This is a genomic window from Methanobacterium sp. (genome assembly GCA_012838205.1).
GTDB lineage: Archaea > Methanobacteriota > Methanobacteria > Methanobacteriales > Methanobacteriaceae > Methanobacterium.
Map to the genome: position 1 here is coordinate 82,980 of DUPR01000024.1, position 20,955 is coordinate 103,934.

The 20,955-nt window shown below is 36.5% G+C and carries 22 protein-coding genes and 2 pseudogenes; 14 read left to right on the forward strand and 10 right to left on the reverse strand.

Going from position 1 to position 20,955, the window contains the following annotated elements; genetic code table 11:
* Positions 1 to 101 precede the first annotated feature (101 nt).
* The 5 genes from moaC to GXZ72_03745 all read left to right on the forward strand — a co-directional run bounded on the left by moaC (position 102) and on the right by GXZ72_03745 (position 4,839).
* Complete coding sequence (gene moaC, locus GXZ72_03725) at positions 102 to 575, forward strand: cyclic pyranopterin monophosphate synthase MoaC (protein ID HHT18650.1); 474 nt, start codon at positions 102 to 104, stop codon at positions 573 to 575.
* Between the two features lie 7 nt (positions 576 to 582).
* Positions 583 to 2,664: a DEAD/DEAH box helicase gene (locus tag GXZ72_03730; GenBank protein ID HHT18651.1), complete on the forward strand. Its 2,082-nt coding sequence runs from the start codon at positions 583 to 585 to the stop codon at positions 2,662 to 2,664.
* Positions 2,665 to 2,754: 90 nt separating this feature from the next.
* Entirely contained in the window at positions 2,755 to 3,285 is a 531-nt protein-coding gene (locus GXZ72_03735) for a DUF2115 domain-containing protein (protein HHT18652.1), read from the forward strand.
* 99 nt (positions 3,286 to 3,384) lie between these two features.
* Complete coding sequence (locus GXZ72_03740; GenBank protein ID HHT18653.1) at positions 3,385 to 3,921, forward strand: DUF2115 domain-containing protein; 537 nt, start codon at positions 3,385 to 3,387, stop codon at positions 3,919 to 3,921.
* Positions 3,922 to 4,701: 780 nt separating this feature from the next.
* On the forward strand, positions 4,702 to 4,839 hold the full coding sequence (locus GXZ72_03745; protein ID HHT18654.1) for a ribbon-helix-helix protein, CopG family: 138 nt from the start codon (positions 4,702 to 4,704) through the stop codon (positions 4,837 to 4,839).
* A 160-nt stretch (positions 4,840 to 4,999) separates the two neighbouring features.
* Here the strand turns inward: GXZ72_03745 and GXZ72_03750 are convergent, their stop codons facing one another.
* The 5 genes from GXZ72_03750 to GXZ72_03770 form a co-directional block, all read right to left on the reverse strand.
* Positions 5,000 to 5,302, reverse strand: a complete 303-nt coding sequence (locus GXZ72_03750; protein ID HHT18655.1) for a hypothetical protein — start codon at positions 5,300 to 5,302, stop codon at positions 5,000 to 5,002.
* Positions 5,303 to 5,348: 46 nt separating this feature from the next.
* Positions 5,349 to 5,966: a hypothetical protein gene (locus GXZ72_03755; protein HHT18656.1), complete on the reverse strand. Its 618-nt coding sequence runs from the start codon at positions 5,964 to 5,966 to the stop codon at positions 5,349 to 5,351.
* Between the two features lie 72 nt (positions 5,967 to 6,038).
* Positions 6,039 to 6,422 (reverse strand): cupin domain-containing protein, encoded by a 384-nt coding sequence (locus GXZ72_03760; protein HHT18657.1) that lies wholly within the window; start codon positions 6,420 to 6,422, stop codon positions 6,039 to 6,041.
* Between the two features lie 241 nt (positions 6,423 to 6,663).
* Complete coding sequence (locus GXZ72_03765; protein HHT18658.1) at positions 6,664 to 7,488, reverse strand: 4Fe-4S binding protein; 825 nt, start codon at positions 7,486 to 7,488, stop codon at positions 6,664 to 6,666.
* Positions 7,489 to 7,722: 234 nt separating this feature from the next.
* On the reverse strand, positions 7,723 to 8,310 hold the full coding sequence (locus GXZ72_03770; GenBank protein HHT18659.1) for a TetR/AcrR family transcriptional regulator: 588 nt from the start codon (positions 8,308 to 8,310) through the stop codon (positions 7,723 to 7,725).
* 382 nt (positions 8,311 to 8,692) lie between these two features.
* Here GXZ72_03770 and GXZ72_03775 point away from each other — a divergent pair, with 382 nt between their 5' ends.
* On the forward strand, positions 8,693 to 10,333 hold the full coding sequence (locus GXZ72_03775; GenBank protein HHT18660.1) for a B12-binding domain-containing radical SAM protein: 1,641 nt from the start codon (positions 8,693 to 8,695) through the stop codon (positions 10,331 to 10,333).
* Positions 10,334 to 10,394: 61 nt separating this feature from the next.
* Positions 10,395 to 10,862, forward strand: coding sequence for a hypothetical protein (locus GXZ72_03780; GenBank protein HHT18661.1), 468 nt, complete (start codon positions 10,395 to 10,397; stop codon positions 10,860 to 10,862).
* A gap of 59 nt (positions 10,863 to 10,921) precedes the next feature.
* Here the strand turns inward: GXZ72_03780 and GXZ72_03785 are convergent, their stop codons facing one another.
* Entirely contained in the window at positions 10,922 to 11,272 is a 351-nt protein-coding gene (locus tag GXZ72_03785) for a DUF2098 domain-containing protein (GenBank protein HHT18662.1), read from the reverse strand.
* A gap of 70 nt (positions 11,273 to 11,342) precedes the next feature.
* Positions 11,343 to 11,624 (reverse strand): PRC-barrel domain containing protein, encoded by a 282-nt coding sequence (locus tag GXZ72_03790; protein HHT18663.1) that lies wholly within the window; start codon positions 11,622 to 11,624, stop codon positions 11,343 to 11,345.
* A 270-nt stretch (positions 11,625 to 11,894) separates the two neighbouring features.
* Here GXZ72_03790 and GXZ72_03795 point away from each other — a divergent pair, with 270 nt between their 5' ends.
* The 5 genes and pseudogenes from GXZ72_03795 to GXZ72_03815 all read left to right on the forward strand — a co-directional run bounded on the left by GXZ72_03795 (position 11,895) and on the right by GXZ72_03815 (position 15,494).
* Positions 11,895 to 13,523, forward strand: a complete 1,629-nt coding sequence (locus GXZ72_03795) for a tRNA uridine(34) 5-carboxymethylaminomethyl modification radical SAM/GNAT enzyme Elp3 (protein HHT18664.1) — start codon at positions 11,895 to 11,897, stop codon at positions 13,521 to 13,523.
* Positions 13,524 to 13,607: 84 nt separating this feature from the next.
* Positions 13,608 to 14,291, forward strand: coding sequence for a deoxyribose-phosphate aldolase (gene deoC / locus GXZ72_03800; GenBank protein ID HHT18665.1), 684 nt, complete (start codon positions 13,608 to 13,610; stop codon positions 14,289 to 14,291).
* Between the two features lie 109 nt (positions 14,292 to 14,400).
* A pseudogene (locus GXZ72_03805) lies at positions 14,401 to 14,753 on the forward strand (hypothetical protein).
* Positions 14,754 to 14,874: 121 nt separating this feature from the next.
* Positions 14,875 to 15,101 (forward strand): annotated as a pseudogene (locus GXZ72_03810) (AbrB/MazE/SpoVT family DNA-binding domain-containing protein).
* Between the two features lie 87 nt (positions 15,102 to 15,188).
* On the forward strand, positions 15,189 to 15,494 hold the full coding sequence (locus GXZ72_03815; protein HHT18666.1) for a PIN domain-containing protein: 306 nt from the start codon (positions 15,189 to 15,191) through the stop codon (positions 15,492 to 15,494).
* 431 nt (positions 15,495 to 15,925) lie between these two features.
* On the opposite strand, the gene GXZ72_03820 is transcribed toward GXZ72_03815, so the two are convergent.
* Together GXZ72_03820 and cofH are read right to left on the reverse strand one after the other, a co-directional pair.
* On the reverse strand, positions 15,926 to 16,066 hold the full coding sequence (locus GXZ72_03820; protein HHT18667.1) for a hypothetical protein: 141 nt from the start codon (positions 16,064 to 16,066) through the stop codon (positions 15,926 to 15,928).
* 69 nt (positions 16,067 to 16,135) lie between these two features.
* The gene (gene cofH, locus GXZ72_03825) at positions 16,136 to 17,251 is read right to left on the reverse strand and encodes a 5-amino-6-(D-ribitylamino)uracil--L-tyrosine 4-hydroxyphenyl transferase CofH (GenBank protein ID HHT18668.1); all 1,116 of its coding nucleotides are present in this window, start codon (positions 17,249 to 17,251) and stop codon (positions 16,136 to 16,138) included.
* Positions 17,252 to 17,404: 153 nt separating this feature from the next.
* Between cofH and GXZ72_03830 the strand changes: the two genes are divergently transcribed.
* Together GXZ72_03830 and GXZ72_03835 are read left to right on the forward strand one after the other, a co-directional pair.
* The gene (locus GXZ72_03830; GenBank protein HHT18669.1) at positions 17,405 to 17,611 is read left to right on the forward strand and encodes a histone family protein; all 207 of its coding nucleotides are present in this window, start codon (positions 17,405 to 17,407) and stop codon (positions 17,609 to 17,611) included.
* A gap of 284 nt (positions 17,612 to 17,895) precedes the next feature.
* Positions 17,896 to 18,387 carry a rubrerythrin family protein gene (locus GXZ72_03835; protein ID HHT18670.1) on the forward strand — a complete coding sequence of 164 codons (492 nt, stop codon included), beginning with the start codon at positions 17,896 to 17,898 and terminating at the stop codon, positions 18,385 to 18,387.
* 64 nt (positions 18,388 to 18,451) lie between these two features.
* Here GXZ72_03835 and GXZ72_03840 read toward each other — a convergent pair whose 3' ends face one another.
* The gene (locus tag GXZ72_03840) at positions 18,452 to 20,923 is read right to left on the reverse strand and encodes a PAS domain S-box protein (GenBank protein ID HHT18671.1); all 2,472 of its coding nucleotides are present in this window, start codon (positions 20,921 to 20,923) and stop codon (positions 18,452 to 18,454) included.
* Between the last annotated feature and the right edge of the window lie 32 nt (positions 20,924 to 20,955).

The window sequence follows — 20,955 nt, forward strand, 5'->3', positions numbered from 1 at the left end:
AATCACTATTAACTAATCAATATAATATTACTTCCCATACTCTTACAATACAATTATTCATTTACAGATTGAAAGTTTTTTATTTAGATGGAGAGATGAAAATGGATGAGAAGAAATTAACCCACCTCACAGAAAATGGGGTACACATGGTAGAGGTGGGAGATAAACCTGACCTTAGGCGAACTGCAATTGCCAGGGGCCGTATAAAACTCCAAAAAGATACTATTAAGCTTATTGAACAGGGAGAATTAAAAAAAGGCAACGTCTTGGTCACTGCACAGATTGCAGCCATTCAAGCTGTGAAATCAACTCCCCAAATCATACCATTATGCCATTCCATCCCAATTACTGGAGTGGAGATTGAATTTGAAATGACAAAAGAACATGTCCAAGTTGCAGTAGAGGTAAAAAGTAATGGTAAGACTGGAGTAGAAATGGAAGCTATTACCGGAGTTAGTGCTGCCTTATTAACCATTTGGGATATGGTCAAAAGTGTAGAAAAAGATGAAAATGGCCAGTACCCCTCAACCAGAATCTCAGATATTGAAGTAATAAAAAAGGAAAAGGGGGAATAATGAATAGATGAGTCTTGAATCCTTGGATTCCCCAATCAGGGAAATAATAAGGGATTCTTATCCTCAGATCCAGGATGTGAACCCCGCCCAGAAAGCTGTGCTTGATGCTGGTTTACTGGATAATCCAGAAAATTATATCATTGCCATTCCTACCGCCAGTGGAAAAACCCTTCTGGGAGTGATGGCTGCACTGCGCACCATACTTGATGGAGGTAAAGTGGTTTATGCAGTTCCACTCCTATCTATACAGAATGAAAAAGTGAAGGAATTCAAAAAATTCGAGGAACATGGCATAAAAGTGGGTAAACATCCTTCTTCATCTGATCTGGCAGTGATGGTCTTCGAATCATACGATGCCTTGACCCGTTTCTCTTGGAACACGTTATCAGAAGTGGATTTACTAATTGTGGATGAATTTCACATGATCGGAGAGTACAGTCGTGGCCCTACCATCGAATGTGCCATAACACGTTCCCGCATGTTAAATGAAGGTATGCGGATTATTGCATTATCTGCCACCCTCCAGAACATGGAAGAATTATCTACCTGGCTAACTGCCCAAGTGGTGGAGCATGATTACCGTCCAGTTCCACTTTTTAAAGATATTCTTAATGCAGAGGAATACGGAACCAAAAACAAAAACGATGTTATTCTAAATATCCTCAAAGAGTCTGTGGATGAATCCAGTCAAGCCCTGGTTTTTGTCTCCACCCGTCGCTTCACTGAATCTCTGGCCAACTATTTAGCAGGAAAAATTAAAAGAAACTTACCTAGTGATAAAAAAAAGGCATTTGAAACTGTGGCTGAGAAGATACTGGATGTTCCTAGGAGAAGAGGCTCACTACCCACAGAAGTATGTCACAAACTAGCAGAATGTGCTCAGAATGGTATGGCCTTCCACCATGCAGGATTGTTTGACCGGCAAAAAGAGATAATAGAAGAAGAGTTCCGTGCTGGGAATCTGCTGATGATAACTGCCACCCCCAGCTTAATGTACGGAGTTAACTTACCATCAAAAAACGTTGTTATCAGGGATTACACCCGTTGGACCAGTCAAGGCCCTCAACCCATACCAGTATTTGATTATCTGCAGATGTCTGGGCGTGCTGGACGTCCTGGATATGATGAAGAGGGTTTTTCATATCTTATTGCCAAAACTCTGCCTGAAGCAGAACAATTACAACACCAGTATGTTTATGGGGAAATTGAAGCAACAAACTCCCGTCTTTTGGAAAATAGGGACGCTGTTTTCCGGCAGATCATCTCGCAAGTAGCATCTGGTATGGCTAAAAATCCTGAAGAATTAATGGATTTTTTCAATGACACCTTCTCTGGCTTCCAGATAACTCACTCTGAATACTCATCCTTATTTGCCTCAGACACCCTCCAATTTCAAATTAAAGAAGCTTTGGATTTTTTAATTGAAAATGGCATGATCCAAGCTGTTCCTGGAGGATTGAAGGCAACAACTTTTGGCATGTTAGTAGCCAAGAGTAACTATGCAGTAGAGACTGCTGTTCGTCTGAAAGAATTTGCACGTTCCGATGCCAATACTGATATGTCCCGTTTAGTGTATGAAATCTGTCGCACTCCTGACATTATACCACTCTCCTTAAAAGGCCGGAAAACCAGAGACCCTATCCGAGAACGTCTCAACAATGCTGGTTTGTTTGTTGTTGACATTGGTAATCAGGAGGCCACTGCCGCCACAATGCTGGAGTGGATGGATGAAAGAAGCGAATATGAGATTGAAAATGCCTTCAATGTCTATGCAGCATCCACCCGGAGGGCTGCTTATGATGCTTCCCTTCTTGTGAAGTTCCACCGTGAGATCTGCCAGATTCTGGGAGTTTATAGCGGACTAGATTCCATGGAAACATTGGCCGCACGCCTATACTATGGTGTGAAAGAGGAACTTCTACCCCTGGTAGTTAGTGTTAAACGGTTAGGCCGTAAAAGGGCCAGAGCACTAGTCGATGCCTTTGGAACTGATTTGCGTTATGCATCACGTGCTGAATTACTGCGTATTGAGGGTATCGGGCCTAAAACAGCCGAAAATATACTAAAAAAATACCATACTGTTGATTGAATATATTATAAATAGGTTTTGATATTTTTTAGTCAACTTAAACTGCAAATATTAGGTGAAAAGTCAGAAAGTTTAAAAAAAGTTGAAAACATGCTTGTTAAAGATTTGGACTTTGAAGGAAAAATAAGTAAAATGGATCTTATTGCCCTCCTTAAAGAAGAAGCACAACAGATACATATGAATGATTTTATTAAAACGTGCAGCTTCCTTAGAAAAAGTATGGAACATGTTCATCCCAAATTTAAGGAAGAATATATTAAAATGTATGTTGAAGGTTTTTTAAAGGGTTATAGGGATGTTAAAAATGATAAAACCACTTATGAAGGTTTTGTTAATAATGAAAAACTGGAAGAAGCAATAATTCTTCTAGAACAACAGGAAAAGTTAATGGAAGAAGAATTTGGTAAGGGTAATCCATCATTTAAACCCTACATGATATTATCTCTCTATACTACATTTGTTATGGATGAACCAGTCCATCCAGAAGGTACCCCTTTTCCAGGGGGTTTAACTGTTCGTAAAAATGGAAAAATTTATTATTGCCCAGTTAAAGCAAATAATGAGAATAATCCACTGGCAGTTTGTGGCTTCTGCATTGCCGAACAAGAACCAGATATGTAATTATTTTTTAGGTGTCTTATCATTTGTAATAAAATAAAATTAAATTAGGAAGTAGATTAAAAAAAAATCTATCCAGATTAATAATGTGGAGAATAGTTAATGGCCATAAAGCTGACTGAAATGGATTTTGACCAGAAAATATCCAGAAATGATCTTCTGAAAGTTTTGAAAAATGAGGCAAGATCCATTCATATCCAGGATATTATGAAGGCCTCCAATTTCATTAGAGATGATGCCAAATTCATGCCACGAACAGAACGCGAAGATTATATAGCCAGATTCACCAAAGCTTTTTTTGCCCGTATTAAGGATATAAAAGATGATGGAACTATATATACTGGAGAAGTAGATCCGGATACTCTTTCTGAATTTCTGGAAATTCAGAATCAACTGGCTCAAAAATCCAATAGCAGTGATGAAGAATGTTTCCATCGCATAGCTTGTGTAGTTGCCACTTACACTACATTTGTCAGGGAAGAATCAATCCATCCTGTGGGAACCAGATTTCCCGGTGGTTTCACACTGCAACTGGTTAACGGTGTCTATTTGTGCCCTGTAAAAGATAAACAGAAGGACACACCCAGTGCACTGTGTCGATTTTGTGTTGCAGTGCAAGATGAAAGTGTGGATATGTAAAAACATCACCCAATTTGTGAGGAATTGTTTTCCTTTTATAAAGCTTTGATTAGGAACAATCCCCCAGGTATATGAAGTAGGTTGAGCGTCATTTTCCACACCCACTCCACTGATAACCGTAACATATTGACAAAATATCCTTTTTTGGTCCGTTATTTAACATACACTGTCGATCTTGTTTCTGCCATAATAGACACCAAATCTCATCACGGCACTTTTGGATATGGGGCATGGCCTCTCTGGCTGTGACTGGTCTCCACTTTGTATTGGAAATTTTTTTTGATCCTATACCTAAAAACAAAGATCCTGTATCGTGGGGGTAATCTTGGCAGTTATTGGAAGTGAGGTATATATCAAGAATCCATTATGAAATGATATTTTGACTATTAGATAATCCCTCCTAATACTTGACTGAAGAGTACTGTATTTTCATTTTTAATTAGGATACTTTAATTTACTTCAAGTTCTTGGACATTTGCTTAATGTTGGGTTTTGATGGCAGCATCCAAGGGTAGTACCTACATATCATCACCTTGAATGAACAATTTATCAACCAATCTAACCATGGGAGATAATTTCCTATAGATCTTATCTAAGACAAGCCAACTGTTAAATCTGAATTTTCTAAGTAGCAACCTAATATCTGAAAAACTAATCTTAGACATTGAATAATAGAACTATCTAACTTTGTTAATAATTTTTAGCGTGAATGGAATCTCTTAATAGAAATACTAAATAAATCAGTAAAGTATATACTTGTAATGAATCGTAATAATATACATGACAAAAAAGAAGAGCGTTTACATTAGACTGGAACCGGAATATATTGAAAAAATAGATCGTATTGCCAAAAAAGAGGACAGATCACGATCATATATCATACGCAGAATGATCATGAATGGACTAGGTAAAAAGTAATACTTTTTTTATATATTTTATTAAGACTAGTTATATAAAATGGATAAATATTTGCTACACAATTAATAAAAAACAAACATTTTTTCGTGAAAAATCACTCTTTTTGAGTGAACACTTACCTAAGCACCATAAATATATAAATAAACCTCAAAAACATTATTTAAAAAAAATAACCAGCTTGTAACAAATAAAATGTTTCATTTTCCTTTTTCTTGTCTCGGATTTTATCCATAAGTTGGATTTTGCCTTCAAATTCCATCTGAAAATCTTTCTGAAATTTTTCCCATCTTTCTGGGTCTTTAGTTAACCATAAATTTGATTCATTATTATTGGATGAGTATTTCGATAAAAAAATCCGCTGTGAGTGTTTTTGCTTGTCAGTATTTGACCAGACTTCATTCACCACTTTCTTGAATTTGCTGATTCTCTTCGGATATTTATGTGAAACAATTTTTTTAACCATATTACCCCCTAATTCTATTTGAGGGGTTTCTAGTATATTAATTTATCTAATCACACCTGTCCAAAAAACATTGCGCCATGCTCCGGGTCTTGGAACTTTCACTTTCCAACTGGGTTCGAACAAACTCTTCGATCTTTCGCGGATCATCAACTTCATGATAGATCTTCATAAGTGCCTCAATAGCATATGCTTTGATGAGTTCCTTCTGCTTACCCTGGTGAATATCATCAATACTCATGAGTATGTCAATAATTTTGGATTCTAGCTCCGGTTTGTTCCGGATGATCACACCTGAATTTAAGGCCACATGAGATGCAGTCATAGCTTTATCTCCACCCAATATTCCATAATACTCATCAAAAATCTCTTCGAACCTATTATTCACATCGACACTTGTTAAACTGGCCAGAATATAGATTGCAATATACTTATGGAAGTTATTTTTACTGAAAAGCATCTCCTGGAAGTAATCCCACTCAGAATATAAAAAGTGGGGATTGTCTTCAGCAATGATTTGCAGAGATTGGAAGCTGTTAAACCTGGTATTATTATCCTTTGACTGAACTCCTCTCAACAGTTCTTGGAATAATTTTTTATCATTTACAGCTTTGTTAGCCAGAACTCCAACATCAACATTTTTCTTATTTAAATCATATTTTGACAATATTCTCCCTCTTTTTATTATTCTCCCTCTTTTTTTATTTTGTAAATATGGATTATTAATAGTAATGACTTTTTATAAAAGAGCAGGCGCGAATTTTGCTAGTAAATAGAGATCTTCATTGCCCGCAATTACACTGTGCTTAATGTCTGCAGGTATAACCACAGAAACTCCGGATTCATATTCAATCTCTTTTCCATTGAGAAAAGCTTTCCCCTGACCTTCTAAAACTTCATGTAACTCTAATTTTCCTTCATGGAAATGTTCACCAATTTGACATCCTGCCTTAATTTTTACTAAATGACAACTTAAGGTGTTATCGGTTGAATTGGCTTTCACAAGATGTTTCAGATAAACTCCTTCAAAAGCAGTTTCATTCCATTTTAAATCATTAATATTGATATCATCAGCCATAAATACAATCTTGCCGCTATTCAAGGTTTCGAAGTTCAGACTCATTTCAATCACTCCTTAACCTAAGAATATAAATTTAACCCAAATTAAATTTACGTATTATTTCTTTATCGTTGACTACTCCATACATTTTCCCTTAACCATTTAGTTTGGTTAGAATTCTCTGTCTATACTAAAAAAAACTCAAATAATCAAAATTTAATGGATAATGATGCTTATCGTTTTTACTCCTAAATTACAAGCACGATCTCATGTATCAACTGATATCACATTATTTGAATATTGTTTACGGTTTTGCCTTGATTTCATCCTTGATTGAGGACTTATCAGGTGTTATGAATTTTTTGGCTGTAACTGCTTGGTGGGTTTTACCTTTATAAGTTACCTTGCAATTTATGGCTTTTTGTGGGCATAAAGAAACACAACGCATACAGAATTGACATTTACACTTGTATATTGGGTATTCTTTCATTTCAATATTGTTTAATGGACATATTTGGGAGCATATCCCACACTGGTTGCATTTAGATTTTTTCACTTGAAATCCCAACAATTTTTGCTGGGATTTCCACTCCCATGAACGCATTAAAAAACGACTCATATTACATAGAAAAGTAGGTAGTACTGGGAAAGATCCCCAATTTGCCTCATCATTAATTATTGCCTTGGCATATTTATCGGCTTTTTTAAGTCCTTCTTCTATTAATTTGCTTCTGGTCTCATCACTTTGAATGAAAAAAATATTCAATGGCATTATGATTTCACAAGCACCTATTGGTTCATATCCCTTTTTTTTCAGTTTATTATGAAGAGGTCCCACAATTCCACCGGAATATCCTGCAAGAGTATCCAACATAAATACTGGAGTTCCATCAGTTATCGGAAGGGATTCAATAAATTCCCATACCAATGGGTAAGTGGATAATCCTGCCACTGGGAATGCTAACCCCAAAGTGTGTTGAAGGTTAATAGTTTCAGGGTCGGATTTCTCTATGGGGCGAAGTTGAACCTGAACTCCATATTTTTTAAAGGTTTCTACCATCTTCTCCACTAAAATAATAGTATTCCCAGTTCCAGAAAAATAGTAGAATTCCACTTTTTCAATTTGCATCTTTACCACTTGCTTTATGATTGTTTAATAATATTTGACAATTCCATTATAGGCAGGCATCGGCACACTTTCTACCCCCTAATAATCGGAAATTGTGAAAGGTAGTATGGGTAGGATGAAACTAAAAATTACGTTAATATTTTTGTTTTCCTATTTTTCTGTTTTGATTTACCATATCCACCATCCACAAGCTTTTTTAGAACTTTATAATTAAACTCCTTAAAAATTGCTGAATTAGATTTCTATTGATTTGATGAATTTTTCCTCAAAATATTGCATTACTTCTTCCAGCACTAAATCTTCATCAAAAAACATGTACCCTAAAACCCCATCCAGAGCTGCCATAAGGGTCACAGCGCTGATTTTGGAATTGTGGGGTTTGAATTCGCCCATTTTTATTCCCATATTGAATGCATCCTCAAAAAAGATGATATAATCAGCGGTGTACTGCTTATAATATTTTAAAAGATCAGGATTTTCTAGTAGTTTAGACATGGAAAGAAATAAGAATGAAGTTTCTCTGGGATGACCCATCCAGTAACGTAGGTAATTTTCAATATAACACAAAATTCCTTTCTTAACAGACGAGGACTCTAAAGCAGTGTCAATTATTTTTTCGACTTTTGAACTGATTTTTTCGTTGGCTTGGATCAAGATTGTGTCTTTGCTTGGAAAGTAATGGTATAATCCACCCTTACTTATTCCTGCTTTACGGGCAATAGCCTCCATTGTCGTATTTTCGTACCCATTTTTAAGGAAAACATCAATTGCTGCTTCGGTTATCTCATTTATCCGCTTTTCTCGTGATTTTCTTGGTACCATAAAACCCTCCAACAAACCGACCGTCGGTTAATTATTATTAGTGTATCATAATGTTATATAAAAATTTCCAAGAAAAATAAAAATAGTAAATAATGTCTGGTTAATGTCCTTAAACAAAAAACCAAAATTATCATAGTACACCCTATTGTCATTAATATATGTATAAAAATAGATATCCTCAAGCTAATAGTGTTATAGCGTTAGTATGATATGTGTATATAAAAAATGCATAATATTAAAAACCATGTGATTTTCAATAAACTCAAATGGTTAAATAAATAATATCGTAGATTAAAAAAATAGAAATAATGTGAAAAAAATTCTCTTTTAACTGGATAATTACACTTGTAGAATTTTACCAAATAAAAATGAATTTGATCATATGAAGAATGAAAAAAATGGAAAAATCCTTCTGGTTGGGGCCGAAGATGAGGAAAACTTGGCCATCCGCTACTTAGGTGCACAATTAAGAAGAAACAAAAATCAAGTGAAAATTGTCGGGTGTTCAAATTATCAAATGTATAAAAATGTATTGGATGAAGTGGAATCATTCAAACCAGATATGGTAGCTGTTTCCATAGCTTTCCAGTCCCTGTTCTTCATGTTCCTCAATCTCATACAGAAAATAAAACAAATCAACCCAGACGTTCATGTGACAGTAGGCGGGCATTTTCCCAGCTTTGAATATGAAAAAATACTCCAATACGATACTATAAACTCAGTGATTCGTTTTGAAGGAGAAACAGCTATTTCAAAGCTAATTGATGCGATAATAAATCAAAAAGACTTGAAATATGTTCCTAATCTGGTTTATAAATCCTTTAATGGTACTCTCAAGGAAAATCCCGTAAATAGTCAATTTCCGGATCTAAATAAACTTCCATTCCCATTAAGGGATGCAAATCCCCTAATTAGATTAGGAGAAAAGTTCAGCACATTAGTTAGTAGTAGAGGATGTTTCCATTCACGTTGCATTTACTGCTGCATAGGCGCATTTCATAAATCAAAAACAGGCCCTCCCTATGCCTTGAGATCACCAGAAAACGTTGCCCGAGAAATGGCAGAACTTTACAAAAAGAATGTGCGATTATTCCAGTTTCATGATGACAATTTTCTGCTACCCTCCACCAAAAATTCTTATCACCGTTTGAACTCATTAAAAAAGTCTTTAATAAATGAAAATATAGACTTAGAAGATATAGCTCTCCTCATCAAAACCAGACCAGATAGTATCAATGAAGAAATCCTTGCAGTTTTAGAAGAATTAGGCACAGTGGGAGTGTTTCTAGGAGTGGAAAATGCAAGTAACAGTGGATTAAAATCCCTGACACGTGCTTCCAATGTAGATGATATCAATTACTCCCTTAAACTCCTTGAAAAGTTAAACATGAGCGTGACCTTCAATTTATTAATGTTCCATCCCAAAGCCACCCTCAAAGAGATAAATAAAAACATCTACTTCATGAACAAACACAAAGACTTGGCTTTTGATTTTGGCAGGGCCGAAATTGTGGCTGGTTCACCCTTAGAAAAGTTGGTTAAGCATAAAGGACTTTTAAAGGGCAATTGGCCTCACTGGGACTATCAGATCCAAGATGAAGCCACAGAAAAGATGTTCCGTATTAATGCCCTCACATTTTATCAGAAAAATTCAATATACCCTGAACTATCCCATAAACTGATTGCCCTATCCTATCGTTCAGAGCTAATCCAACGCTTTTATCCAGGACAAAAAACACGCAAATTGAAAAAAGAATCAACACGCATTATCCAGAATTGCAATGAACATACGCTGAATTATTTACTTGGTATTTATAGTATGGTGCTTGAAAATGAATTAAATGATGAAATAGATCATTTATCTCAAGAAATGAACAAATTTTACAGTGAAAGTTCTAAAAAGGTAGATAAATTAACTGAAAAAATGTGGAGATTACAATTGGTGGGGAAAAAGTTCCACCAACAGGGAATGGGCGACTACTTACAAAATTCCCCCATCCTTGAGAAAATTTTCAGGATTTAGCTCATTCCATGTCGGTTTTAAAGAAAAATAATTTAATAATAGAACAGACAATATTGTAGTTATGGTTGATCTAAAAGAAGTTCTATATCCCAACAAATTCAAACTAATCTTTTTCATTATATTAGTCATCCCCTTAATCAGTTCAATCATTCTCTTATTTGTCCATGACTACATTTACTACGATTACAATTATTATTCTGTTTTCGACCTTATTGATCTTTTGCCCTTTTTAACTAACATTTCCTTTTTCCTGGTAATAGGACTGGTTTTTATTTATCTTCTTGGATGTGTTATTGACACTTCAATCCAGAACGAAAACATAAAAATCACAATAGCCATTATCTCCGGCATTATTTCTTTAGCAATCATCTATCTATTTTATAAAGTGCTAACAGAACCAGTGATCTGCGACCCAGTGCATTCTCCATCGAATGATAGTTACAGTGTCAATGTTTTAAGTGAGCTAAAAATTGATAAATCAGCAGCAGAAAATTTATATGAACAGTGCCTGAATAATTTGAAAAAATAAATCATATCTGTAGTTAGATTCACTAATAAAGAATAAAAAAGATTCTTAGATGGAGAGTTTTAACCTCCACCATCACACATTTCCGTGCTCATATCCACACCTTCAAGATCTTCTTTAAGAGAATCAATCTTTTTCTTGGTGAGTTCTCTTTCATCAGCGTCTTCATCGAGTTTTTTGGTTTTTTTCTTTGATTCCCTGTCTTTGATCTTTCGGTATTCACCTTCATCCAGTAGTTCCAAGTAACGGCTGTTGTACCAAAGCTGAGTAGTATCCACCTTAGCCCAGATACCATCATCATCACTGCGAAGGGCTAAAACTTCACCAGCACTGCCAGTTCCATTGTATCTTACATGAACACCAATCGAGAGTTCTTCATTCCGTTTAGCTGCTTCCACATTTTTCACCCCCATCTTTTCACGATTGTTGAAAATAGATTAAAAAATATTTATTGGTTTTTTAATGGTATGTAGTCTTATAATTTCATTCTTCAATATCCAGCCTTACTTTTTCAGTTTTTGGAGTTGATTCCTTTCTGGCTTCCAATTCTTCCTTGGCAATGTTCAATAGCAAATAATCGCCCACTTCTTGTAGGTCTGAAATTTTAATCTCCAGATTTTTCCTAGTGAGCCCAAAATCACTGGTTGATATGATTATGGTGGTTATAATTCCTTTTTTTGGTTTTATGACCAAGTCCACTACTTTACCTATTTCGTTAGCCTTTTTATCCAAAACTCGTCGCCCGAAAAAGTCGCTCACTTTCATTTAAACACCTACATATAATCTATTTTTTGATGTATATATTTTTTTGTCCAATTTAAGGGTATTAATATCCATTTATTCTTCCAAAATTATGTTTAGATACTCCAATATCTAAATTAGGAAAGTTGAATATTTTTTTTAACAACATAAGTTTTATCTTTTTTAGGGGGGTTTTCTGTTATTTTGTTTATAGTGTTGGATTTATAGTGTCAGGAACAAATTAATAATTTAGTAAACTATTGTATACTAAAACTGGCATCCTGGAGAAAAACCATGGAAGAAGCAGGAAGATCCATAATAAGTGATATATTAAAGGGGAAAATCAAAAACCGGAAAGATCTGGAAAAAGCCAAATTAACTGTTTGCCGTGAATATGGGTTAGATAGATTTCCACGCAACTCTGAGATACTGCAGACTGCAACTAGTGATGAAAAAGAATTAGTTACTCCAATTTTAAAGAAAAAACCCACAAGAACCATCTCCGGAGTGGCTGTGGTGGCTGTGATGTGCCCTCCACACAAATGTCCCCATGGAAGATGCTTATACTGTCCTGAAAGTACGTTAGCCCCTCCTAGCTATACTGGAGAAGAACCAGCTGCATTAAGAGCAAGAATGTATGATTTTGATCCATACCGACAAGTATACAATCGTCTCAACCAGTTGAAAAGTATAGGTCATCCCCTGGATAAGGTGGAACTCATAATAATGGGCGGTACATTCCCTTCACGATTTTTATGCTTCCAGGAATGGTTTATCACCCATTGTCTCCAAGCCATGGTGGATTTTGGAGTTAAAGAACATCAAATAGTTTCTGCTGATGAAAGAGTTACCCCAAATATCTCAAATAAATTCCAGTACCTTGCGGATGTTCAAAGGGCCAATGAAACTTCCAGTGTTCGTTGTGTTGGCATGACCTTTGAAACACGTCCAGATTACTCTAAAAAAGAGGATGTGGATCGAATGCTCCAGATGGGGGTTACTCGGGTTGAACTGGGTGTGCAGACCATCTACAACTTCATCTATCACCGTGTGCAACGGGGACATCGAGTTGAGGATACAATAAACGCCACACGTTTTTTAAAGGATTCCGGGATTAAAGTGGCTATGCATCTCATGCCCGGTCTTTTTTCTGACCATGAAAGGGACTTGCGAATGTTTAAGAGAATATTTTCAGATGAACATTACCAACCAGACATGTTGAAGATCTATCCATGTTTAGTGACCAAGGGTTCAAAACTCCATGAATTATGGGAAAAAGGAGAATATCAGCCGTACTCTACAGAAGAGGCAGTGAAACTCATTACGGATGTAAAGAAGATTCTGCCTAAATGGGTGCGTACCATGCGCATACAACGGGATATTCCTTCCCAATTAATTGAAGCAGGGGTGCAAAAGTCAAACTTGGGTGAACTAGTTTACAAAAGACTTGAAGAGGAAGGTGTGCAGTGTCAGTGCATACGTTGCCGTGAAGTGGGACATCAGGCTGCTCAGGGAACATACACCCATAAGGAGAATGTGACACTTCAAAGAGAAAACTACCGTGCCAGTGAGGGTGAGGAAATATTTCTTTCCATGGAAGATGCTAAATCAGATGTTCTTCTTGGCTTTTTAAGGCTGCGAATGCCTTCAGAAAAGGCTCATCGGCCAGAAATAAATCAAAACACTGCTCTGATTAGGGAATTGCATGTTTATGGCCCTATGATGCCCCTGGGGGAACGGACTGATGAACTGTGGCAGCATAAGGGTTACGGAGAAGAATTGATTAAAACTGCTGAAACTATCAGTACCCAGGAGTATGATAAAAAGGAAATACTCATCACTAGTGGAATTGGAGTCCGTAACTATTATCGGAAGTTTGGATACGAACGTAAGGGACCATATATGGCTAAAAAATTAGTTTAATAATTTCATTGATTTATGAGACACAAATTGAAATAAGTCGATTTATAAAAAAAAATATGAAAATCACATAAACGGAGGGATTTGATGAGAATATCCATTGAGGAACTGGCAGGAATGATTGATCACACCAACGTGCAACGGGATGCCACAGATGAAGATATAAAAGTTCTCTGCCAAGAAGCAGATGACTATAACTTCAGTTGTGTCTGTGTAACACCAACCCAAGCAGCCCTGTCCAGGGAACTACTTGAAAACTCAGATACACAAGTTTGCGTGGTTATAGGCTTCCCTTTCGGTGTGCAAACACCCCAGGCCAAAGCCTTCGAGGCTGAAGAGGCTGTGGAGAATGGTGCATCAGAACTGGACATGGTTATGAACATTGGAGCCCTTAAATCCAGCCACCACTCACTGGTGCAAGCCGATATAGCTGGAGTAGTGGGAGCAGCCAAGGGACGAGTGGTGAAAGTCATCTTGGAAACAGCCCTCTTAACCCATGATGAGAAGATAACAGCTTGTCAACTAGCCCGGGAAGCAGGAGCCCATTACGTGAAAACATCCACAGGATTTGGAGTGGATGGGGCCACTGTGGAAGATGTTCGGCTCATGAGGGATACTGTTGGGCTGGAGATGGGTGTTAAAGCAGCAGGAGGCATTAGAAACTTGGAAACAGCGCTGGCCATGATTGATGCCGGTGCCAGTAAAATTGGAACCTCAACCGGTGTGCAGATAATGGAAGATCTTTTGGATCAGGGTGATTCGACTGAATAATTGATTAATAATTATTAATTAATTCAATTATTATGATGAGAGATTTAATGAAGAAATGAGGGAATAATAATAGATATTATGGATAATCAGATATGGGGAATGATGAAGGATGAAAATAGAGATTTAAATTGTGAAAAAGGGAAAACTAACAGCCCTTCTAGAGGACCGGAACCAAAAAACAGCCAAAGCATTCCATGAAACCCTCCCCTGGAAGGTCCAGCACAGTTATGGCATGATGAGATATACTTCCCCATACCCCTGGACCATGATTATGAAAATCCCTCGCCATACTCAGATAAGGGAGATATATCCTACTGGCCACCAGACAAGGCCTTCTGCATATTCTTCGGAGACTCACAACCCGCATCAGATGTTAACCATATAGGCGTGGTTGTTAAAGGTTTGGAGATTATGGAAAATGTTGCCCCAAAGTACCAGGAGAATAAACTGGTGGTTAATTAATGATGGATGTTAATTTTCAAGCTGCAAATAGGGAAAAAAGATCAACTCCAATAACATTGAAATTCCATTAATACTAAAAAAATATTAATTCTTTGAAAAACACAAATTCAAGGGTGATTCATTGACTAATAAAACTAAAATTTCAAAAGGTTTTCAAACTGTTGTGCAATCCAGTATCTGAAAAAAATTCTTGGTAGGGCCCGGTGACCTCATTGAATGGTTTCCATCAGAAGAGGGAGTGGAGCTTAAATTCAGGAAGAAAGTGTCTTTAGATGAAATCACGGATTTTGTGGATACTAAAAAAAAACCGATGCTGTGGAACTTAAAAAGAAAGCACAACGGGGATGATTATCAGATTATTTTAGACTCCTCTTTTTTCATTGCACTGGCACTTAAAAATGATCATTGGCATCTTCAAGCTAAAAATTAGCTTCAATGGTGGAAGAAAATGATAAAACAGTTTCAGATCTGGTTCTTTCAGAATCAGTTACTATGGTGGGCAGTTTAGGGGGAGGAAAACAGGGAAAGCTAATCTACGATTACTTGATGGATAACTCTCAAATAATCCACACTGATCAGGAAATATGTGATAATTCCATACAAATATACTTGAAATATGATGATGTCCTTTCATTTGCTGATTCTGTCTCAGTAGAACTGATGAATCAGAATAAAATCAAAAAAATTGTTTCTTTTGACTCCAATTTTGATAAAATCAATAATATCGAGAGAGTATACTGAAATTATTTGAATAAATTCAACAAGGAGTTCTATAACAAGGAATCAATCGATCGAAGCCTATATAAGGGAATCTATAAATTCATCCATATTCTCACAACCTTCAGTATATCCTATGGCAATCATACTATCTTCATATATTATGCTTAGCTCTTTTGGTTATTTTAAAAATCCTCAGGTGATCTATGTGTATTCTTCGTGATGAATGTTTATGTCCGAATCCAAAAATTTCAATCACACGACTATCTAAAGCTAAAAAAAAACCATGTTCATCCTTGTTCATTCATTTAACTTCGATGATGTTTTTTATCATCCCTTTACTCCAGATTTGGACTTGCTGCTTGAACAGCAGCAATAAACTCATTAAGACTGTCTTCGTCTGATGAAGGTAGGAAAACAACCATATTACCATTTCTAGAAATATTCTATCTCTTTTAACAATTTTTTCCAGTTTTTGTTAGATGTTGAATATACATACGTTTTGAAAAAGAATGACCAAATCCAAAAATCTCTAACACAGCCACATCAAATCTTAAAATACCTTCTTCTGAAATGAATTCCACTGTTGATCCCATATTAATCCCCTATTTCTACTCTTTAATTATATCAAAGCAATTATATAGGATTTAGTAAAACCGGAATGATTACAACAGTCGGATACTCTTATAAAGAGTATCTCTTTCAGCAGGAATTCTCCCTAAATCTTGAATAATGTGCTGTAAATGTTCTGGGGGTGTGTAAACACCGTGCTGAGCCCCAGCAGATCTGGAGATGTTCTCTTCTCCCAGTGTTCCACCCATATCATTACAACCAGCAGTGAGGCATACTTGGGCGAATTTGAATCCCAGCTTCACCCATGAAACCTGGATATTCTTTAATAAGTCTCCAAACATTAACCGGGCCACAGCATAGAGCTTCAGATCCTCGGTTCCAGTGGTTCCTGGCCTGGCAATGCCCTCCTGATAGATAGGTGCATTGGGGTGCATGAAGGTTAAGGGAACGAACTCGGTGAATCCGCCCGTCTTTTTCTGTATCTTGCGCAGGATTTCCAGGTGTTCCACTCGGTGCTCAGGACTTTCCACATGACCGTACATCATGGTACAGGTGGTGGGCAATCCTGTCTGGTGGGCGGTTTCAATCACTTCAATCCACTCGGCTGTGGTGAGTTTACCCGGACAGATAATCTTACGAACTTCATCATTTAAGATTTCAGCAGCAGTTCCGGGCATGGAACCTAACCCTGCGTCTTTTAACATTTTCAAAGTTTCTTTCAAAGTCAGGCCAGATTGCGTCGCACCATAGTAGATTTCCATGGGAGAAAAAGCATGAATATGAATGTCAGGAATTTCCTCTTTAACTGCCCTTAGTATCTTCTCATAAAAATGAGCATCTACATCAGGATGTAGACCTCCCTGTATGCAGACTTCCATTGCACCATCATCCCATGCAGTTTTTGCCCTCCGGACTATCTCATCCACATCCAAGAAGTATGCACCTTCCTGTCCTGGGTTTTTTCGGAAGGCACAGAAACCACACATCCCTGTACATATGTTGGTGTAGTTTATGTTCCAATTTTGGATATAGGTTACTTCATCACCAACTAATTCCTGCCTTCGCAAATCTGCTGCCTGAATCAAAGCCTGATATTCTGTTCCCTTTGTTTTAATAAGTTCAGTTGCTTCTTTATAGGAAATTACTTCTTTTAGTGACTTGTTTAGTATCTCTTCTATGGTGGGTTCGATGTCCGGAGTCTTATACATAAGAATTCCTATGGGACTATGTAACCTTTAAAGTTTTGGTAGGTTGACTATCACACTTGGCATGTTTGCATGGTAATTACCATGGCTCATGATGTCATGAAAACCGATATATTTAAATATTATAGAGTTCTAGCTAAATTAGGAGGTGAAATTATGGCTGAATTACCAATTGCTCCAGTTGGAAGGATCATAAAAAATGCTGGTGCTCAAAGGATAAGCGATGATGCAAAGGAAGCTTTAGCTAAAGCTCTGGAAGAAAATGGCGAAGAGCTAGCCAAAAAAGCCGTAGAACTTGCAAAACACGCTGGAAGAAAGACCGTCAAAGCCGATGACATCGAAATGGCCGTCAAATCAGCATAAATTATTTTATTTCTTCTTTTTCTTATTTTTTAGGATGATGTTATCTTTTTATCCAAGGAACATTAGGTGTGATGTCCTATAAACGCGTTGCATATAATGGTTCGAACTATCACTTATACGTCTCACTATTTTATTAAGATGAATGATATTTTGAGGAGGAAAGACTAATACAAAAGCAGGACAGTTTTAATATAACGAAATACCCTTAATGTATAACGAACATTATTAGATGGAAATATATTCATTGAGTATAAATCAAATAAATATATGGAGGTTGGATTATTATGAGCACTATAAATAATTTAAAGGAAGCATTTGCCGGTGAATCTCAAGCTAACCGGAAATATCTGGCTTTTGCTAAGAAAGCAGATGAAGAAGGATACGGACAAGTTGCTAAACTCTTTCGAGCCGCAGCCGAATCAGAAGCAGTCCACGCCCAGAACCATTTAATGGTGATGGATGGAATAGGCAGCACTGCTGAGAATCTAAAATCCGCTATTTTAGGGGAGGAAGAAGAGTTCGAGGCTATGTACCCTGAATTTATTAAAGAAGCAAAAAGTGAAGGCAATAACAAAGCAGTTTGGACTTTTGATGTGGCCAATCAAGTGGAAAAAATCCATGCCGAACTATACGCCAAAGCTCTGGAAGTTTTAGGAAACAATGAGGAAGTGGATTATTATGTCTGTGGCCACTGTGGAAACACAGTAGAAAATGAAGCACCTGATGTATGCCCAATCTGCGGAGCTCTCAAATCCGAATTCAAGAAAATTGAATGAAGAATTTATAATTTTTTTCTTTTAATATTTTTTTTTTGATCAAACCGTTGAAGTTTTAATTAGATTAGTTATATGCAGTTTCTGGGAAAGTTATGCGGAAGCTAGTTTCAGGACTTCTTTTAAATTCAAGTTCTCCGTTAATCTGTTGGGTGAGGCTGGTAACCAGTTGCATGCCAAGGCTTCCAGTATTGAATATATCCACATCTTCAGGAATCCCTATTCCACTATCCCTGACCTCCAATAGAAAATCGCCATCAATCTTATGAAAATCAATAGTAATTTTACCTCTAGTATCTCCAGGGAAGCCGTGTTTCATACTGTTTGATAAAAGTTCGTTTATGATTAGTCCAAGGGGTATTGAAGTGTTGATGTCTATCATGGTCTCATCCACATTAACTTCCAGTTCCACTTTTTCAGGGCGAAGTACGTAAATGCGATACAAGTCATTGGCCAATGTACGTATATAATCTCCAAAATCAATTTTCTTGAAATCAGACGATCGGTAGAGACGTTCGTGGATGATTGCCATAGAATGAGCTCTATTCTGGCTTTCTTTAAAAATGCCCTTGGCTTCTTCATCTTTAATATAACGTGACTGGAGATTTAATAAACTGGAAATTACCATTAAATTGTTCTTAACCCTATGGAATATTTCTTTCATCAACAAGTCTTTATCTTCCAAAGCTAGTTCCAATTCTTTCTGCGTGTTTTTTATTTCAGTTATGTCCCTAGCTATCATTTGAACATTTTTAATTTTATTTTCCGGACCGAATAATGGTTGTATTATGATACTAAACCATAATTCAACTCCTTCGATTTGTACTGCCAGCTCTGTTTCCAAACCTTCTCTTGTTGTGATAACTTTTCGGATAAGTTCCAATTGTTTATTATAACTATCTGGAAAGAAATCCCTTATTGATCTGCCTAGTATTTCAGGAGGTTCTATATTGAACTGGTTTGCACCGGCTTTATTTATGAGTAAAAAGACCCCATTATAATCCATTATCGCAATAACATCTTTTGCTGATTCAATAAGGGACCTGTACTTCTCTTCACTTTCCCGTAGCGCATCTTCCATATTTTTTTGTTGAGTAATATCACGACTGTTGCAAACAAATCCAACTATGCTCTTTTTTCTATTATAAAGTGGAGTTCCAAGTGTTTCAATCCAAATATAACTCCCATCAGCCGTTTTGTATCTGTGTTGTGAAGATTGAGTTGTACCTTCATCAGCAGCCCTCATCATACATGAAGATACGTATTCAACATCATCAGGGTGTATAAAATCTAAAATAGACTTTCCAATTACTTCTTGTGGTTCATATCCCATAACTTGTTTAATGGAAGGGCTTACGTAGACATAACTACCATCTAAAGTGGATTGAGATATAAAATCAGCCATGTTGGAGGTTACCATGTTGAGTTGTGCCTCACTTTTTGCTAGTGCCACTTCAGCCTTCTTTTGATCAGTAATATCCCTACCTATTGATGAAGCACCAATGATTTTGCCGTTGAAATCTTTTATTAAAGAAACTGAAAGGGATATATCGATGATGTCCCCTTGTTTTGTAATACGTTTTGTTTCATAGTGTTTAATTGATTTTCCATTGGATATTTCTTGTAATATCTGGCGTAATTCATCAGAATTTGGGGGGAATATGATGGAAACCGATTTTCCAATAACTTCTTCTGCTTTGTATCCGTAAATAATTTCTGCCCCATGATTCCAACTTAATATATTACCTTCAATGTCTTTTCCAATTATAGCATCATCTGACCCGTCAACTATTGCAGAAAGAATATTTTGAGTTTTTTCAGCTTTTTTACGCTCGGAAATATCTCTTAAAATAGCAGTAATGAATTTTTGGTTATTGACCTTCCATGAAGTTATGGACATTTCAAAGGGAAATTCAGTCCCGTCTTTCCTTGAAGCAGTTAATTCTAATGTTTTATTGAAATATTCATCCTCATTTTTTTCTTTCAACTTATTAAAAATTTTTCCATGTTTTTCACGGTACTGGGGCGGCATTATTATTTCAAAAGTTTTTCCAATAATTTCATCCTCTGCATATCCAAAAATTTTCTCGAAACTTTTATTTACAAAAATCACCTTTCCAGACTCATCTGTGGTTATTATGGCTTCAATAGCGGATTCAACAACTGAACGGAACTGTTTTTCACTGCTTTCCAGAAGTATCCTTGACTTTTCAATCTGTTCACTTAAAATAATGGTGATTATGCTGACAGAAATGAATACTATTGACCTGAACAAGTCGTCAACCCAAGGTTGCTTATTTATAGGATTTATCCAGTCAGCTAAAAATAAGATTCCTGCCAAGAAAAAGGGAACCCATAATGCCTTCCGTTTCCACCAAACTCCAGAAAGAATTATGGGAATATAAAAAAAATGGGTTATTATTATCCCAGTTCTTAAAACGAAATGGAAGTAATATACCAAAATGCAAGCTAGGAAAATTAGGCTAAAGACAAGAAAAGTCTGATATTTATCTTTTGATTTGCCCCAATCCAATTCCAAGTTAGCATCCACCTACATTAATGTTGTTAATT